Source organism: Pelagibius marinus (assembly GCF_014925385.1).
Lineage (GTDB): Bacteria > Pseudomonadota > Alphaproteobacteria > Kiloniellales > Kiloniellaceae > Pelagibius > Pelagibius marinus.
The window spans coordinates 191,589-205,474 of record NZ_JACSDK010000015.1 but is presented as its reverse complement, the minus strand read 5'-3'; the positions used below and the strand labels follow the sequence as shown (position 1 = coordinate 205,474).

At 70.3% G+C, this 13,886-nt stretch carries 11 protein-coding genes; all 11 read left to right on the top strand.

What is annotated here, in order from left to right:
- Nucleotides 1–10: 10 nt before the first annotated feature.
- Nucleotides 11–3,781, top strand: a complete 3,771-nt coding sequence (gene cobN, locus H7X47_RS18735) for a cobaltochelatase subunit CobN (protein ID WP_193370258.1) — start codon at nucleotides 11–13, stop codon at nucleotides 3,779–3,781.
- The gene (gene cobO, locus H7X47_RS18730; RefSeq protein WP_319633634.1) at nucleotides 3,781–4,416 is read left to right on the top strand and encodes a cob(I)yrinic acid a,c-diamide adenosyltransferase; all 636 of its coding nucleotides are present in this window, start codon (nucleotides 3,781–3,783) and stop codon (nucleotides 4,414–4,416) included. Before cobN ends, cobO begins: the two co-directional genes overlap by 1 nt.
- A complete protein-coding gene (locus H7X47_RS18725) occupies nucleotides 4,416–5,957 on the top strand; it encodes a cobyric acid synthase (RefSeq protein WP_227010608.1) in 1,542 nt (513 codons plus the stop codon). The genes cobO and H7X47_RS18725 overlap by 1 nt, the downstream gene beginning before the upstream one ends.
- Before the next feature lie 65 nt (nucleotides 5,958–6,022).
- Complete coding sequence (locus H7X47_RS18720) at nucleotides 6,023–7,069, top strand: sirohydrochlorin chelatase (protein ID WP_193370257.1); 1,047 nt, start codon at nucleotides 6,023–6,025, stop codon at nucleotides 7,067–7,069.
- On the top strand, nucleotides 7,066–7,716 hold the full coding sequence (locus H7X47_RS18715) for a precorrin-8X methylmutase (protein ID WP_193370256.1): 651 nt from the start codon (nucleotides 7,066–7,068) through the stop codon (nucleotides 7,714–7,716). The genes H7X47_RS18720 and H7X47_RS18715 overlap by 4 nt, the downstream gene beginning before the upstream one ends.
- Before the next feature lie 5 nt (nucleotides 7,717–7,721).
- A complete protein-coding gene (cbiE, locus tag H7X47_RS18710) occupies nucleotides 7,722–8,939 on the top strand; it encodes a precorrin-6y C5,15-methyltransferase (decarboxylating) subunit CbiE (protein ID WP_193370255.1) in 1,218 nt (405 codons plus the stop codon).
- Complete coding sequence (gene cobI / locus H7X47_RS18705; RefSeq protein ID WP_193370254.1) at nucleotides 8,936–9,643, top strand: precorrin-2 C(20)-methyltransferase; 708 nt, start codon at nucleotides 8,936–8,938, stop codon at nucleotides 9,641–9,643. Before cbiE ends, cobI begins: the two co-directional genes overlap by 4 nt.
- Nucleotides 9,637–11,475, top strand: a complete 1,839-nt coding sequence (gene cobJ / locus H7X47_RS18700) for a precorrin-3B C(17)-methyltransferase (RefSeq protein ID WP_193370253.1) — start codon at nucleotides 9,637–9,639, stop codon at nucleotides 11,473–11,475. Before cobI ends, cobJ begins: the two co-directional genes overlap by 7 nt.
- Complete coding sequence (cobM, locus tag H7X47_RS18695; protein ID WP_193370252.1) at nucleotides 11,472–12,236, top strand: precorrin-4 C(11)-methyltransferase; 765 nt, start codon at nucleotides 11,472–11,474, stop codon at nucleotides 12,234–12,236. Before cobJ ends, cobM begins: the two co-directional genes overlap by 4 nt.
- Before the next feature lie 134 nt (nucleotides 12,237–12,370).
- Nucleotides 12,371–12,904: a universal stress protein gene (locus H7X47_RS18690; protein WP_193370251.1), complete on the top strand. Its 534-nt coding sequence runs from the start codon at nucleotides 12,371–12,373 to the stop codon at nucleotides 12,902–12,904.
- A gap of 171 nt (nucleotides 12,905–13,075) precedes the next feature.
- Entirely contained in the window at nucleotides 13,076–13,882 is an 807-nt protein-coding gene (locus H7X47_RS18685) for an MBL fold metallo-hydrolase (RefSeq protein WP_227010607.1), read from the top strand.
- Nucleotides 13,883–13,886 lie beyond the last annotated feature (4 nt).

Below are 13,886 nucleotides of genomic sequence, written 5' to 3'. Positions count from 1 at the left end.
AAGCAGGGTCATGCATCTCCTCCAGGCCACGCCCGGCGCCGTCACCGACGGCTCGGAGGCGGTCGACCTGGGCCAGGACCCCGGCGACATCGTCTTCCTCTCGGCGGCCGACACCGAGCTGGCGGCGCTCTCCGCCGCGCAAGCCACGCTGGGCGGGGACGCGCCCAGCCTGCGCCTCGCCAACCTCATGCAGCTCGGCCACAACATGTCGGTCGACCTCTATGTCGAGCAGGTGATATCCGGGGCGAAGCTGGTGGTGGTGCGCCTGCTGGGTGGGGAGAGCTACTGGCCCTACGGCGTCGAGCAGATCCACGCCGCCTGCCGGGCCAAGGGCATCAAGCTCGCCATGCTGCCCGGCGACGAGCAGCCTGACCCGGGCCTCTCGGCTTTCTCGACCCTGGAGGAGGAGGCGGCCTTTCGCCTGTGGCGCTACTGCATCGAGGGCGGGCCGGAGAACGCCCGCAACCTGCTGGCCTACGCCGCCAGTCTCCTCGGGCACGACAGCGACTGGCAGGAGCCGCGCCCGCTGCTGCGCGCCGGGCTCTACTGGCCGGGCAGGACCCAGCCGGGCCTGGACGACCTGCGTGCCGAGTGGCGCACGGCGGCCCCCGTGGCGGCCATCGTCTTCTACCGGGCGCTGCTGCAGGCCGGCAACCTGGCGCCGGTCGACGCCCTCATCGCCGCGCTGCGCCAGCAAGGCATCAACCCGCTGCCGCTCTACTGCAACTCTCTGAAGGACGCCCAGTCGGCGGAGGTGGTGCGCGGCCTGCTGACGGAATCCTCCTGCGAGATCGTCTTGAACGCCACCGGCTTCGCGCTCTCGGCGCCGGGTGCGGCGCGGGCCGACACGCCCTTCGACGCCTGTGACGGCCCGGTGCTGCAGGTGGTCTTCTCCGGCGGCAACGCCGAGGCCTGGGGGAAGGGCACCACCGGCCTCTCGGCGCGCGACATCGCCATGAACGTCGCCCTGCCGGAGGTCGACGGCCGGGTGCTGAGCCGCGCCGTCTCCTTCAAGGGCGAAGCGCGCTGGGACCCGGCGACCCAGACCTCCGTGGTGGCCTACGAGCCGCTGGCCGACCGCATCGACTTCGTCGCCGCGCTGGCCGCCAACTGGCTGCGCCTGCGCCGCCTGCCCGCGGCCAAGCGCCGCCTCGCGGTGGTGCTGGCCAACTACCCCAACCGCGACGGGCGCCTGGGCAACGGGGTGGGCCTGGATACGCCGGCCGGCACCATGAACCTGCTGCGCGCCTTGCAGGCCGAGGGCTATGACTGCGGCGAGCTGCCGCCCGACGGCCAGGCCCTGATCGAGCGTCTGGCGGCGGGGCCGACCAACGACCTGACCGACCGTGCCCGGCGCCCCGGCGGCGAGCTCTATGACCTTGCCGCCTACAAGCGCTTCTTCTCGAAGCTTCCGGAACAAGTGCAGGAGGCGGTCACCGTCCGCTGGGGCGCGCCGGAGAGCGATCCCTTCGTCGAGGGCGACAGTTTCCGTCTCGCCGCCTTCAGCCTCGGCAAGGTGGTGATCGGCCTGCAACCTGCGCGCGGCTACAACATTGATCCCGTTGCCAGCTATCACGACCCGGACCTGGTGCCGCCGCATGGCTACCTCGCTTTCTATGCCTGGCTGCGCGAGGCGGCCGGTGCGGGAGGGGGCGTACAGGCGGTGGTCCACATGGGCAAGCACGGCAACATGGAATGGCTGCCGGGCAAGGCCCTGGCGCTCAGTGCGGCCTGCTTCCCGGAAGCGGTCTTCGGGCCGCTGCCGCATCTCTATCCCTTCATCGTCAACGATCCGGGCGAGGGCACCCAGGCCAAGCGCCGCGCCCAGGCGGTGATCGTCGACCACCTGACCCCGCCGCTGACCCGCGCCGAGAGCTACGGGCCGCTGGCCGAGCTGGAGCGCCTGGTGGACGAGTACTACGAAGCCTCCGGGCTCGACCCGCGCCGCCTCAAGGTGCTGCGCGAGGAGATCCTGGAGCTTTCCGCCACGACCGGCCTCGACAAGGACTGCGGCATCGCGGCCGGGGACGATCCGGATACGGCGCTGGGCAAGCTCGACAACCACCTCTGCGAGCTGAAGGAACTGCAGATCCGCGACGGCCTGCACATCTTCGGGCAGGCGCCGGAGGGCCGGCAGCTCAGCGACCTGCTGGTCGCTTTAACCCGCCTGCCGCGCGGCAAGGGGGAGGGCGGCGACGCCTCCTTGATCCGCGCGCTGGCGGCGGACCTCAATCTGTCGAAGGGGGGCCTCGAGAACTTCGACCCGCTGGATTGCGTCCTGGGCGAGTCCTGGACCGGCCCGCGCCCGGCGGCGCTGGGCGAGGCGAAAGGCTGGCGCACGCAGGGCGACACCGTGGAGCGCCTGGAAGACCTGGCGCAGGCCCTGGTGGAGGGCGCGCGCAAGGCCGACCCGGCCTGGACCCGCACGGCGGCGGTATTGGCGAAGATCGACAGCGTCGTGCGCCCTGCCGTGCTGTCGTCGGGTGACGCCGAGATCGCCGGCATCCTGACCGGCCTCAAGGGCCGCTTCGTCGAACCGGGGCCGTCGGGGGCGCCGACCCGCGGACGCCTCGACGTGCTGCCGACGGGCCGCAACTTCTACTCCGTCGATACCCGCACGGTGCCGACCCCGGCGGCCTGGCAACTCGGTTGGGCTTCCGCCGAACGACTGCTGCTGCGCCATAGGCAGGAGGAAGGCGCCTGGCCGCGCCGCCTGGCGCTTTCCGCCTGGGGCACCGCCAATATGCGCACCGGCGGCGACGACATCGCCCAGGCGTTGGCCCTCATGGGGGTGAAGCCGACCTGGGAGACCGCCTCGCGGCGCATCACCGGCTTCGAGATCCTGCCGCTGTCGGTCCTCGACCGGCCGCGCGTCGACGTGACCCTAAGGGTCTCCGGCTTCTTCCGCGACGCCTTCCCGGCGCAGATCGACCTGGTGGACTCGGCGGCCCGCGCCGTCGCCGCCCTCGACGAACCGCCGGAGCAGAACCCCCTGGCGGCGCAAGTGGCCGAGGACAAGGCGAAGATGGTTGCCGAAGGTGCCTCGGAGGAGGAGGCCGCGCGGCGCGCCGGCTTCCGCGTCTTCGGCTCCAAGCCCGGGGCCTACGGGGCGGGCCTGCAGGCCCTCATCGACGAGCGCGGCTGGCGCGAGGCGGCGGACCTCGCCAAGGCCTACCTTGCCTGGGGCGGCTATGCCTACGGGGCGGGGGCCGGCGGCCAGGCGGCGCAAGGGCTGTTCGAGGACCGCCTCGGCAAGGTGGAGGCCGTGGTCCACAACCAGGACAACCGCGAGCACGACCTGCTGGACTCCGACGACTACTACCAATTCGAAGGCGGTCTCACGGCGGCGGTGGAGCATCTCTCCGGCGCGCGGCCCGTCATCTACCACAACGATCACTCGCGGCCCGAGAGCCCGAAGATCCGCACCCTGGAGGAGGAGATCGCCCGCGTGGTGCGCGCCCGCGTGGTCAATCCCAAGTGGATCGCCGGCGTCATGCGCCACGGCTACAAAGGCGCCTTCGAGATGGCGGCGACGGTGGACTACCTCTTCGCCTTCGCCGCCACCACCGGCGCGGTCGCCGACCACCACTTCGACGCGGTCTATGCGGCTTACCTGGAGGACGCGGCTGTGCGAGACTTCCTGGAAGCCCACAATCCGGCGGCGCTCACGGAGATGGCCGAGCGGCTGAACGAGGCGCAGGAACGCGGCCTCTGGCGCCCGCGCTCCAACTCCGCCGCCGCCGAGCTGAACACCCTGAGAAAATTGGAGGTCGCCGAATAGTGCCAGAGCTCACCGAAGAGGAAGTCAACGCCCGCGCCAACGAGAAGGCCAAGAAGCGCAAGGCCGCGCGGGAGAAGATGCTGGCCGACAAGACCAAGGAGAAGGGCCTGCTGATCGTCCATACCGGCAAGGGCAAGGGCAAGTCGACGGCGGCCTTCGGCCTGGTGTTCCGCGCACTGGGCAACGGCATGAAGGTCGGCATCGTGCAGTTCGTGAAGGGCAAGTGGGAGACCGGTGAGCGTCACGCTCTGGAGAAGTTCGGCGACCAGGTGACCATCAAGGCCATGGGCGAGGGCTTCACCTGGGACACCCAGGACCGCGCCCGTGACATCGCCGCCGCCAAGGGCGCCTGGGAGATGGCCAAGGAAATGATCGACGCCTGCCGGGGCGAAGACCGTCCCTACGACATGATCCTGCTGGACGAGCTGAACATCGTGCTGCGCTACGACTACCTGCCGCTGCAGGAGGTCGTCGAGTTCCTGGAGGGCCGTCCGGAGATGCTGCACGTCATCGTCACCGGCCGCAACGCCAAGGAGCCGCTGATCGAGGCCGCGGACCTGGTGACCGAGATGACCCAGGTGAAGCATCCCTTCCGCGAGCAGGGTGTGAAGGCCCAACTGGGCATCGAGTTCTGATGGAGAAGACTCCGGCCATCATGGTGCAGGGAACCGGCTCCGATGTCGGCAAGTCCCTGCTGGTGGCCGGGCTTTGCCGCGCCTTCACCAAGCGCGGCCTCAGCGTGCGGCCCTTCAAGCCGCAGAACATGTCCAACAACGCCGCGGTGACGGCGGACGGCGGCGAGATCGGCCGCGCCCAGGCGCTGCAGGCGCGCGCCTGCGGGGTGCCCGCCACCACCGACATGAACCCGGTGTTGCTGAAGCCGCAGAGCGAGGTCGGCGCCCAGGTGGTGGTGCAGGGCAGGATTCTCGGCAACGCCAAGGCGCGCGATTATCAGGCGATGAAGGGCGAACTGCTGCCCAAGGTGCTGGAAAGCTTCCGGCGCCTCGGGGATGAGGCCGACCTGGTGATCGTCGAAGGCGCGGGCAGCCCGGCGGAGGTGAATCTGCGCAATGGCGACATCGCCAACATGGGCTTCGCCGAGGCCGCGGACCTGCCGGTCATCCTGGTCGCCGACATCGACCGCGGCGGCGTCATCGCCACCCTGGTGGGCAGCCACGTCGTCTTGGGCGAGGCCGAGGCGGCCCGCATCGCCGGCTACGTGGTGAACAAGTTCCGCGGTGACGTCAGCCTCTTCGACGAGGGCCTGGCGATCATCACCGCGCGCACCGGCTGGCCGTCGCTGGGCGTGGTGCCTTTCTTCCCGGCAGCATCGAAGCTGCCGGCGGAGGACGCGGTGGCCCTGTCGCGCGCGGAAGCGGCGCAAGGCCGCGCCATCAAGGTGGCGGTGCCGCAGCTCGCGCGCATCGCCAACTTCGACGACCTGGACCCCCTGATCGCCGAGCCCGACGTGGCGGTGGACTTCGTCGAGGCGGGGCGCGCCCTGCCGGGCGACGCCGACCTCGTCGTCCTGCCGGGCTCCAAGGCGACCCTGGCCGACCTCGCCTTCCTGCGCGCGCAGGGCTGGGATATCGACCTGGCCGCGCACCTGCGCCGCGGCGGGCGGGTGCTCGGGATCTGCGGCGGTTACCAGATGCTGGGCCGCAGGGTCGCGGACCCCGAGGGCATCGAGGGGCCCAGGGGCCGGGAAGCCGAGGGCCTGGGCCTGCTCGACGTGGAGACGGTGCTCACTGGCGACAAGGCTCTCAAGGAAGTGCGGGGCATCCACTTGGAGAGCGCCGCCGCTCTGCAGGGCTACGAGATGCACGTCGGGGTCACCCAGGGGGCCGGCCTGACGCGGCCCTTCCTCGATCTGGCCAACGAGGCGGGGGGCAGCCGCCGGGAAGGCGCCGTCTCGGCCGACGGCAAGGTGGCCGGCTGCTACCTGCACGGCCTCTTCGCCGCCGACGCCTTCCGTGCCGCCTTCCTGGGCGCCCTGAAGGACCGCGCGGCCTCGGGCCTCGCCTATGACACCCAGGTAGAGGCGGTGCTGGACCAGCTCGCGGCGCATCTGGAGGCGCACCTGGACCTCGACCGGGTCTTGGATATCGCGCGGGGGGCCAGGAGAGCAGGGGAGGTGGCCGATTTCCCTTTGCCCCGCCCCCGGATGGCCCCGTAAAGTCCGCCGCGACGAAGAAAAGAGCCCCTCCAGGCTAGGCGAGGGCAGGCGTAGAGGAGAAGCACATGAGCAAGATCGGCGTAATGGTCTGCGGGCACGGCAGCCGCGACGAGGGCGCGGTGCGCGAGTTCGAGGCCGTCGCCCGAGGCATCCGCGAACGCCTGCCCCAGTACGAGGTCGAGAGCGGCTTCCTGGAGTTCGCCACGCCAATCATCCGTACCGGGCTCGACAAGCTGCGCGAGAAGGGCGTCACCCGCTGCCTCGCGGTGCCGGGCATGCTCTTCGCCGCCGGCCATGCCAAGAACGACATCCCCTCGGTGCTGAACACCTACCAGGCCCAGCACCCGGAGATGATCATCGACTACGGTCGCGAGCTGGCCATCGATCCCAAGCTGATCAAGGCCGCCGGCGCGCGTATCGAAGCGGCTCTTGAGGCGGCCGATCGCTCCGGGGGCGACGACGTGCCGCGCCACGAGACCCTGCTGATGGTGGTGGGCCGCGGCGCCTCCGACCCCGACGCCAACTCCAACGTCGCCAAGGTCATGCGCCTGCTGTGGGAAGGCTTCGGCTTCGGCTGGGGCGAGACCTGCTATTCCGGGGTCACCTTCCCCCTGGTCGAGCCGGGTTTGGAGCATGCGGCGCGCCTCGGCTATAGGCGCATCGTCGTCTTCCCCTACTTCCTCTTCACCGGCATCCTGGTGAAGCGCATCTACGATTTCACCGACCAGGTCGCCGCGCGCCATCCGGAGATCGAGTTCGTCAAGGCTGGCTACCTGAACGACCACCCGGCGGTGCTGGACGCCTTCGCCGAGCGGGTGCAGGAGATCCTGGACGGCGAGAACCTGATGAACTGCAAGCTCTGCAAGTACCGCGAGCAGGTGCTGGGCTTCGAGGCGGAGGTCGGCCTGGCCCAGGAAAGCCACCACCACCACGTGGAGGGCATCGGCACCGGACAGGCGGAGCACAGCCACAATCACGACCATGGCCACACGCATGATCACGACCATCATCATCGCCATGATCACGGGCATTCGCACGATCACCACCATCACCCCTATCCCCACGCCGACCATCCCCATGGGCCGGTCAGCATGAAGAAGAAGACGGCGTGACCTCCACCCTCGACGACAACGGTCAGGACTACATCCGTGACCCGCGGGAGATCACCCGGCGCTCCTTCGAGATCGTGCGCGCGGAGACCGACCTTTCGGCCCTGCCGGAAGACCTCGGCGAGATCGCGCTCAGGGTGGTGCATGCCTGCGGCATGCCGGAGATCACGCCGGACCTGGCCTATTCGGGCGACGTGGTGGGCGCCGGAAGGGCGGCGCTCCAGGCGGGCGCGACCGTGCTGGCCGACTGCGAGATGGTGGCCGACGGGGTCACCCGCGCACGCCTGCCGGCCGGCAACCGCGTCCTCTGCACCTTGAACGATCCGCGCACGCCCGACCTGGCCAAGCGCCTCGGCACCACGCGTTCGGCCGCCGCCGTCGATCTCTGGGCGGATGAGGTGCGCGGCGCGGTGGTCGCCATCGGCAATGCACCGACGGCGCTTTACCGCCTGATGGAAACACTCGCCCAGGGTGCGCCGCGCCCGGCGGTGATCCTGGCCTTCCCCGTCGGCTTCGTCGGCGCCGCCGAATCCAAAGACGCGCTGATCGCCGGTGACCTTGAGGTGCCCTACCTCACGCTGCGCGGCCGGCGCGGCGGCAGCGCCATGGCGGCGGCGGCGGTGAACGCGCTGGCGCGCGCGGGACTCTGATCGTCATGTTGGACGAGGCGAAACCCTGGCTTTCCATCGTCGGCATCGGCGAAGACGGTCTTGCCGGACTCACCGCGCCGGCGCGCGCTCTGGTCGAGGATGCGGAGGTTCTCGTCGGCGGCGAGCGTCACCTGGCGATGCTGCCGCAGGACGAACGCGAGCGTCTCGTCTGGCCGTCACCCCTCTCCGCGCTGCTCGACGAAATCGAATCTCGTCGCGGTACGCGCGTTTGCGTTTTGGCATCCGGCGATCCTTTGTGGTATGGGGTCGGTGTCTCGCTGCTTAAACGAATCCGGCGTAGCGAGATTGCCATCCTGCCCGGGCGGTCGGCGTTCACTTTGTCGGCCGCCCGGATCGGCTGGCCCCTGGCGGAGGTCGACTGCCTCACGCTGCACGGCCGCCCCCTCGCGATGCTGCATCCCTACATCCAACCGAACGCCAAGCTGCTCATCCTCAGCGAGGACGCCGCGACGCCCGCCGCCGTCGCTAGCCTGCTGACCGAACGCGGCTACGGAGATTCGCCCGTCACCGTGCTCGAGCATTTGGACGGCGAAAAGGAACGGCGACTCGACGGTACGGCGGCGCAGTGGAGCGCCAACGACCTTGCCGATCTCAACACCATCGCCGTCGACTGCATCGCTACTCCGGACGCGCCTCTGCTGCCGCGCACGCCGGGTCTGCCCGACGACGCCTTCCGACACGACGGCCAGATGACCAAGCGCGAAGTGCGCGCGGCCACGCTCTCGGCGCTCATGCCCGTCCCGGGGCAGTTGCTGTGGGACGTCGGCGCCGGCTGCGGCTCGGTCGCGGTGGAGTGGATGCGCGCCGCGCCGCGCGCCCGCGCCGTGGCCGTCGAGCGCAAGGCGGAGCGCCGCGCCATGATCGCCGAGAACGCCGAGGGCCTGGGCACGCCCCTGCTGCAGATCGTCGCCGGGGAGGCGCCGGAGGCGCTCTACGGGCTGGAAGCGCCCGACGCCGTCTTCATCGGCGGCGGCGTCTCCAACCCCGGCCTGATCGAGGTCTGCTGGACCAAGCTGAAACCCGGCGGTCGCCTGGTCGCCAATGCCGTGACCCTGGAGGGGGAGGCGGCGCTGCTGGACTGGCAGAAGCAGCACGGCGGCAGCCTCACGCGGATCGCCGTTTCCCGCGCCGAGCCGGTCGGCCCCTTTCGGGGCTGGCGGCCGATGATGCCGGTGACCCAGTATTCGAGTACGAAGACATGACCGGCACCCTCTACGGCCTCGGCATCGGCCCCGGCGATCCAGAGCTCATCACCCTGAAGGCGCTGCGCCTGCTGCGGGCCGCGCCGGTGCTGGCCTATCCGGCGCCGGAGGAGGGCGACAGCCTGGCGCGCGCCATCGTCGCCCAACACCTGCCCGGCGGGCAGACCGAGATCGCGATCCGCATGCCCATGGTGGCGGCGCGTTTCCCCGCGCAGGAAGTTTACGACTGGGCGGCGGAGGAGATCGGCGGGCATCTGGCCGCAGGCCGCGACGTGGTGGCGCTCTGCGAGGGCGATCCTTTCTTCTACGGCTCCTTCATGTACCTCTTCGGGCGCGTCGCCGAGACCCACAAGGTCGAGGTGGTGCCCGGCGTGTCGTCGCTCACCGCCTGCGCCGCCGTGCTGGGCGCGCCGCTGGCCGCGCGCAACGACGTGCTGAACGTGGTGCCCGCGACCCTGGAGCCGCAGGTGCTGGCCGGGCTGCTGCGCGACACCGAGGCGGCGGCCATCATCAAGGTCGGCCGCCACCTGCAGAAGGTGCGCAAGGTTCTGGGCCTTCTGGGCCTACTGGATCGCGCCCGCTACGTGGAGCGCGCCACCCTGGAGGAGCAGCGTATCCTGCCGCTGGCCGAGCTGGCCGAGGAGTCTGCGCCCTATTTCTCCATGATCCTGGTGCACCGGCGCGGGGAGGCCTGGACATGCTGAATCTCTCTCCCGCCATTATCGTGCTGACGCCGGGCGGCGCGGCCCTGGCCGCGCGCCTCAAGACCGCCTTGCCCCAGGCCCTGGTCCATGCAAAACGCGGGCGGGTCGAGACGGCCGATGTCTTCTTCGACGACTTCACCTCGGCGGTGCAGGCCGCCTTCCTGGAGGGACGGCCCGTCATCGGCTGCTGCGCGGCGGGCACGCTGATCCGCGCCCTGGCGCCGCTGATCGCCGACAAGCGCGCCGAACCGCCGGTGGTGGCCGTGGCCGAGGACGGCGGCGCGGTGGTGCCCCTGCTGGGCGGCCACCGGGGCGCTAACGACCTGGCGAAGTCCATCGCGGAGGTGCTGGGCGTCGAGGCGGCCGTCACCACCGCCGGCGACCGCCGCTTCGCCGTGGCCCTGGACGCGCCGCCAACCGGCTGGCGCCTCGGCAATCCCGCGGACTACAAGGGCTTCTCCGCGGCGCTGCTGGGCGGCAAGACGGTGCGCCTGGAGGGCGAGGCACCCTGGCTGTCCGACAGCGGCCTGCCCCTGGCGGCAGACGGGCCGCTGGCGATCGAGGTGACCGAGAAGACCGGCTGCCCGGCCCCCGAGCGCCTCGTTTATCACCCGGCCCGGCTCTGCCTGGGCGTCGGCTGCGAACGCCATGCCGCGCCGGAGGAACTGGAAACCCTGGTGCGCGACAGCCTGGCGAAAGCCGGCCTCTCGCCGCTGGCCGTCGCCGGCGTCTTCTCCCTCGACGTGAAGGCCGACGAGGCGGCGGTGCTGGCCCTGGCCGAGACCTTGGGTGTGCCGGCGCGCTTCTTCGAGTCCGCGACCCTGGAGGCGGAGACGCCGCGGCTCGCCAATCCCTCCGACCTGGTGTTCCGCGAGGTCGGCTGCCACGGCGTCGCCGAGGGCGCGGCCCTGGCCGCCGCCGGCCCGCAGGGCGAGCTGCTGGTCGCCAAGACCAAGTCCAAGCGCGCCACCTGCGCCGTCGCTCTGGCGCCGCAGATCGTTGAGGCGGAGCAGCTCGGACGCGGGCGCGGCACCTTGAGCGTCATCGGCACCGGCCCCGGCGATGCGGTCTGGCGCACGCCGGAGGCGGAGGCCGCGGTGCTGCGCGCCAGTGACCTGGTCGGCTACGGCCTCTATCTCGACCTGCTGGGGCCGCTGGCCGCCGGCAAGGCGCGCCACGGCTACGAGCTGGGCGAAGAGGAAAAGCGCGTGCGCGTGGCCCTTGACCTCGCCGCCGAGGGGCGCGACGTGGCGCTGGTCTGCTCCGGCGATCCCGGCATCTACGCCATGGCGACCCTGGTCTTCGAACTGCTGGAGCGCGGCGGGCGCGCCGACTGGGCCCGTGTCGGCGTTACCGTCATGCCCGGCGTCTCGGCCCTGCAGGCGGCGGCGGCGCGCGCCGGGGCGCCCATCGGCCACGACTTCTGCACCATCTCGCTCTCCGACCTGCTGACCCCCTGGGAGGCGATCCAGCGCCGCCTCACGGCCGCGGCCGAGGGCGACTTCGTCATTGCCTTCTACAATCCCGTCTCCAAGCGCCGCACGCGGCAACTGGCCGAGGCGGTGGAGATCCTGCGCGCGCACCGCCCCGACGACACGCCGGTGGTGCTGGCGCGCAACCTGGGCCGCGACGGCGAGACGATCACCGTGGTGGATCTGGCCGAGCTGACGCCCGACAGGGTCGACATGCTGACCGTGGTGCTGGTCGGCTCCAGCGAGACGAAGCGCGTCGCGCGGTCGGATGGCGGTGCCTGGGTCTACACGCCCCGAGGTTACGCCAATAAGGGGGGCTATGCGGGAAAAGCCCAAAAGAACTCTGAGGACGCGGCATGACCGTCTATTTCATCGGCGCCGGCCCCGGCGCGCCCGATCTCATCACCCTGCGCGGCCGCGATCTCATCGCGCGCTGCCCCGTGGTGCTCTACGCCGGCTCCCTGGTGCCGGAAGAGGTGGTGGCCTTCGCACCCGAAGGCGCGACGGTGAAGGATACCGCGCCCATGACCCTGGACGAGATCCTCGCCGAGATCGAGAAAGCTCACGCAGCGGGCAAGGACGTGGCGCGGGTGCACTCCGGCGATCCCTCGCTCTACGGCGCTATCGCCGAACAGATGCGTCGCCTGCGCGCGCTCGACATTCCCTTCGAGATCGTGCCCGGCGTGCCGGCCTACGCGGCGGCGGCGGCGGCGCTGGAGAGCGAGCTGACGCTGCCGGAGGTGAGCCAGACGGTGATCCTGACGCGCACCACCATGAAGGCTTCGGCCATGCCGGAAGGCGAGGACCTGGCGACGCTGGGCAAGTCGGGCGCGACGCTCGCCATCCACCTCTCGATCCGCAACCTGAAGCACATCGAGGCGGAGCTGACGCCCCACTACGGCGCCGACTGCCCCGTGGCGGTGGTCTACCGCGCCTCCTGGCCCGACCAGCAGATCATCCGCGGGACGTTGAGCGACATCCGCGAGAAGGTGCGCGCCGCCAAGATCACGCGCACGGCCCTCATCCTGGTCGGCCGCGTCCTGGGCGAGACCGACTTCATCGACTCCAAGCTCTACGATCCCAAGCACGTCCACGTGCTGCGGCCCAAGCGCAGCGCCTGAACGCAGGCTTTGCGGCGCTTTCCGCGCCCTTCTCGCTTGCAGGTAGAACGCCGCATCTTGCTGCTTGAGGTGGGTCAATGCGGGGCCTTGCTCTTGCGCCGAGACTGGCAATCCGGTGGCAAGGGAGGAAGGCAATGATCAAGAAGATTCTCATCGCCACGGACGGTTCGGAACATGCACGCAAGGCCGTGGCGCTCGGCGCCGACATCGCGGCGAAATACGGGGCCGAGGTGTTGCTGGTTCACGTGCTGCTGCGCAACGAACTGACGGACGACCTTCGGCGCATGGCGCGGATCGAGCATCTGACCGGCGAGGGCGGTGCGCCGCTCACTGAGTCGCTCGCAGAAGTGCCGGCGGGGCGCTTCCCCGCCTATGTCACCTTCTCGGAGTCCTCCGCGGGCACGCCGGAGAGCCTGCTGCGGGGTGTCGGCGCCCAGATCCTCGATCACGCGGAGGACCTGGCGCGCGAGCATGGGGCCGAAAAGGTGGCGAAGCGCCTGGAGGGCGGCAAGCCGGTCGACTGCATCCTGGCCGTTGCCAGGGATGAAAAGGTCGATCTCATCGTCAGCGGTGCGCGGGGTCTGTCCGGCCTGCAAGCCCTCATGCTCGGCAGCACGTCGCAGAGATTGTCGCACCTGGCGCCGGTGACCTGCCTGACGGTGCGCTGAGCCGCAGCGCGGGTCCCTAGGTTCCGTTCTCGTGAAGGGTTGCCGGGCGTTAAAGGCCCTGGCGCGGCTTGCCGTGTGCTGACACAATCAGTGGCGACGGCGGGAGGCCTTCGGCCGCGTGCGAACGAAGACGCTCTCTCCGCACAACAAGGGCCCGCAAGGAGGGATGGTATGACCAGGCTCCTTTACGGCGTGACCATGTTCCTCGCCGTGCTGTCGTCCTTCGTTCTCTTGCCGGCATCTCCAGCGCGGGCCAGCAAGTGCATCGCCTTCGTCGAGCAGCAGCCCTCGGTCATTCCGGCGACCTACACCGGGGTGCAGTCAGGCGGCGCGGTCGAGATCACCTATATCACCCACTCGACTTTCCGTCTGCGCACCCCCGCAGGCGTGGAGATCGCTACGGACTACGCCGGCTATGCCGGGCCCGGCCCGGCGCCGACGGTGGTCACCATGAACCACGCCCACGAGACCCACTTCACGGCCTTTCCGGATCCCGAGATCGAGCATGTGCTGCGCGGCTGGAACCCGCAAGGCGGGCCCGCGGTCCACAAGTTGACCATCGACGACGTCTTCATCCGCAATGTCTCGACGGATATCCGCGCCTGGGGCGGCGGCGTGGAGCCGCAGGGCAATTCGATCTTTATCTTCGAGGTGGCAGACCTCTGCATCGGACACCTCGGCCATCTGCATCACAAGCTGACGCCGGAGCACCTCGCCCTGATCGGGCGCCTGGACGTGGTCTTCGCCCCGGTCGACGGCGGCAATACCCTGGACCTGCCCTCGATGATCCAGGTGCTGAAGGACCTGCGCGCCAGCCTGGTGATCCCCATGCACTTCTTCGGCAGCGGCTCCCTCAACATCTTCCTGGCCGGCATGGCGGAGGAATTCAACATCCGCGTGGCGCGCGAGCCCACCATCCGGGTTTCGCTGCGCAACCTGCCGAAGCAGCCGACGGTGCTGGTGCTCGGCGGCGGGTGAGCCT

What these genes read in the sequence shown, in the direction of transcription:
- cobN (WP_193370258.1), top strand. Translation starts at nt 11, where the DNA reads ATGCATCTCCTCCAGGCCACGCCCGGCGCCGTCACCGACGGCTCGGAG.
- H7X47_RS18725 (WP_227010608.1), top strand. Translation starts at nt 4,416, where the DNA reads ATGGAGAAGACTCCGGCCATCATGGTGCAGGGAACCGGCTCCGATGTC.
- H7X47_RS18720 (WP_193370257.1), top strand. Translation starts at nt 6,023, where the DNA reads ATGAGCAAGATCGGCGTAATGGTCTGCGGGCACGGCAGCCGCGACGAG.
- cbiE (WP_193370255.1), top strand. Translation starts at nt 7,722, where the DNA reads ATGTTGGACGAGGCGAAACCCTGGCTTTCCATCGTCGGCATCGGCGAA.
- cobI (WP_193370254.1), top strand. Translation starts at nt 8,936, where the DNA reads ATGACCGGCACCCTCTACGGCCTCGGCATCGGCCCCGGCGATCCAGAG.
- cobJ (WP_193370253.1), top strand. Translation starts at nt 9,637, where the DNA reads ATGCTGAATCTCTCTCCCGCCATTATCGTGCTGACGCCGGGCGGCGCG.
- cobM (WP_193370252.1), top strand. Translation starts at nt 11,472, where the DNA reads ATGACCGTCTATTTCATCGGCGCCGGCCCCGGCGCGCCCGATCTCATC.
- H7X47_RS18690 (WP_193370251.1), top strand. Translation starts at nt 12,371, where the DNA reads ATGATCAAGAAGATTCTCATCGCCACGGACGGTTCGGAACATGCACGC.
- H7X47_RS18685 (WP_227010607.1), top strand. Translation starts at nt 13,076, where the DNA reads ATGACCAGGCTCCTTTACGGCGTGACCATGTTCCTCGCCGTGCTGTCG.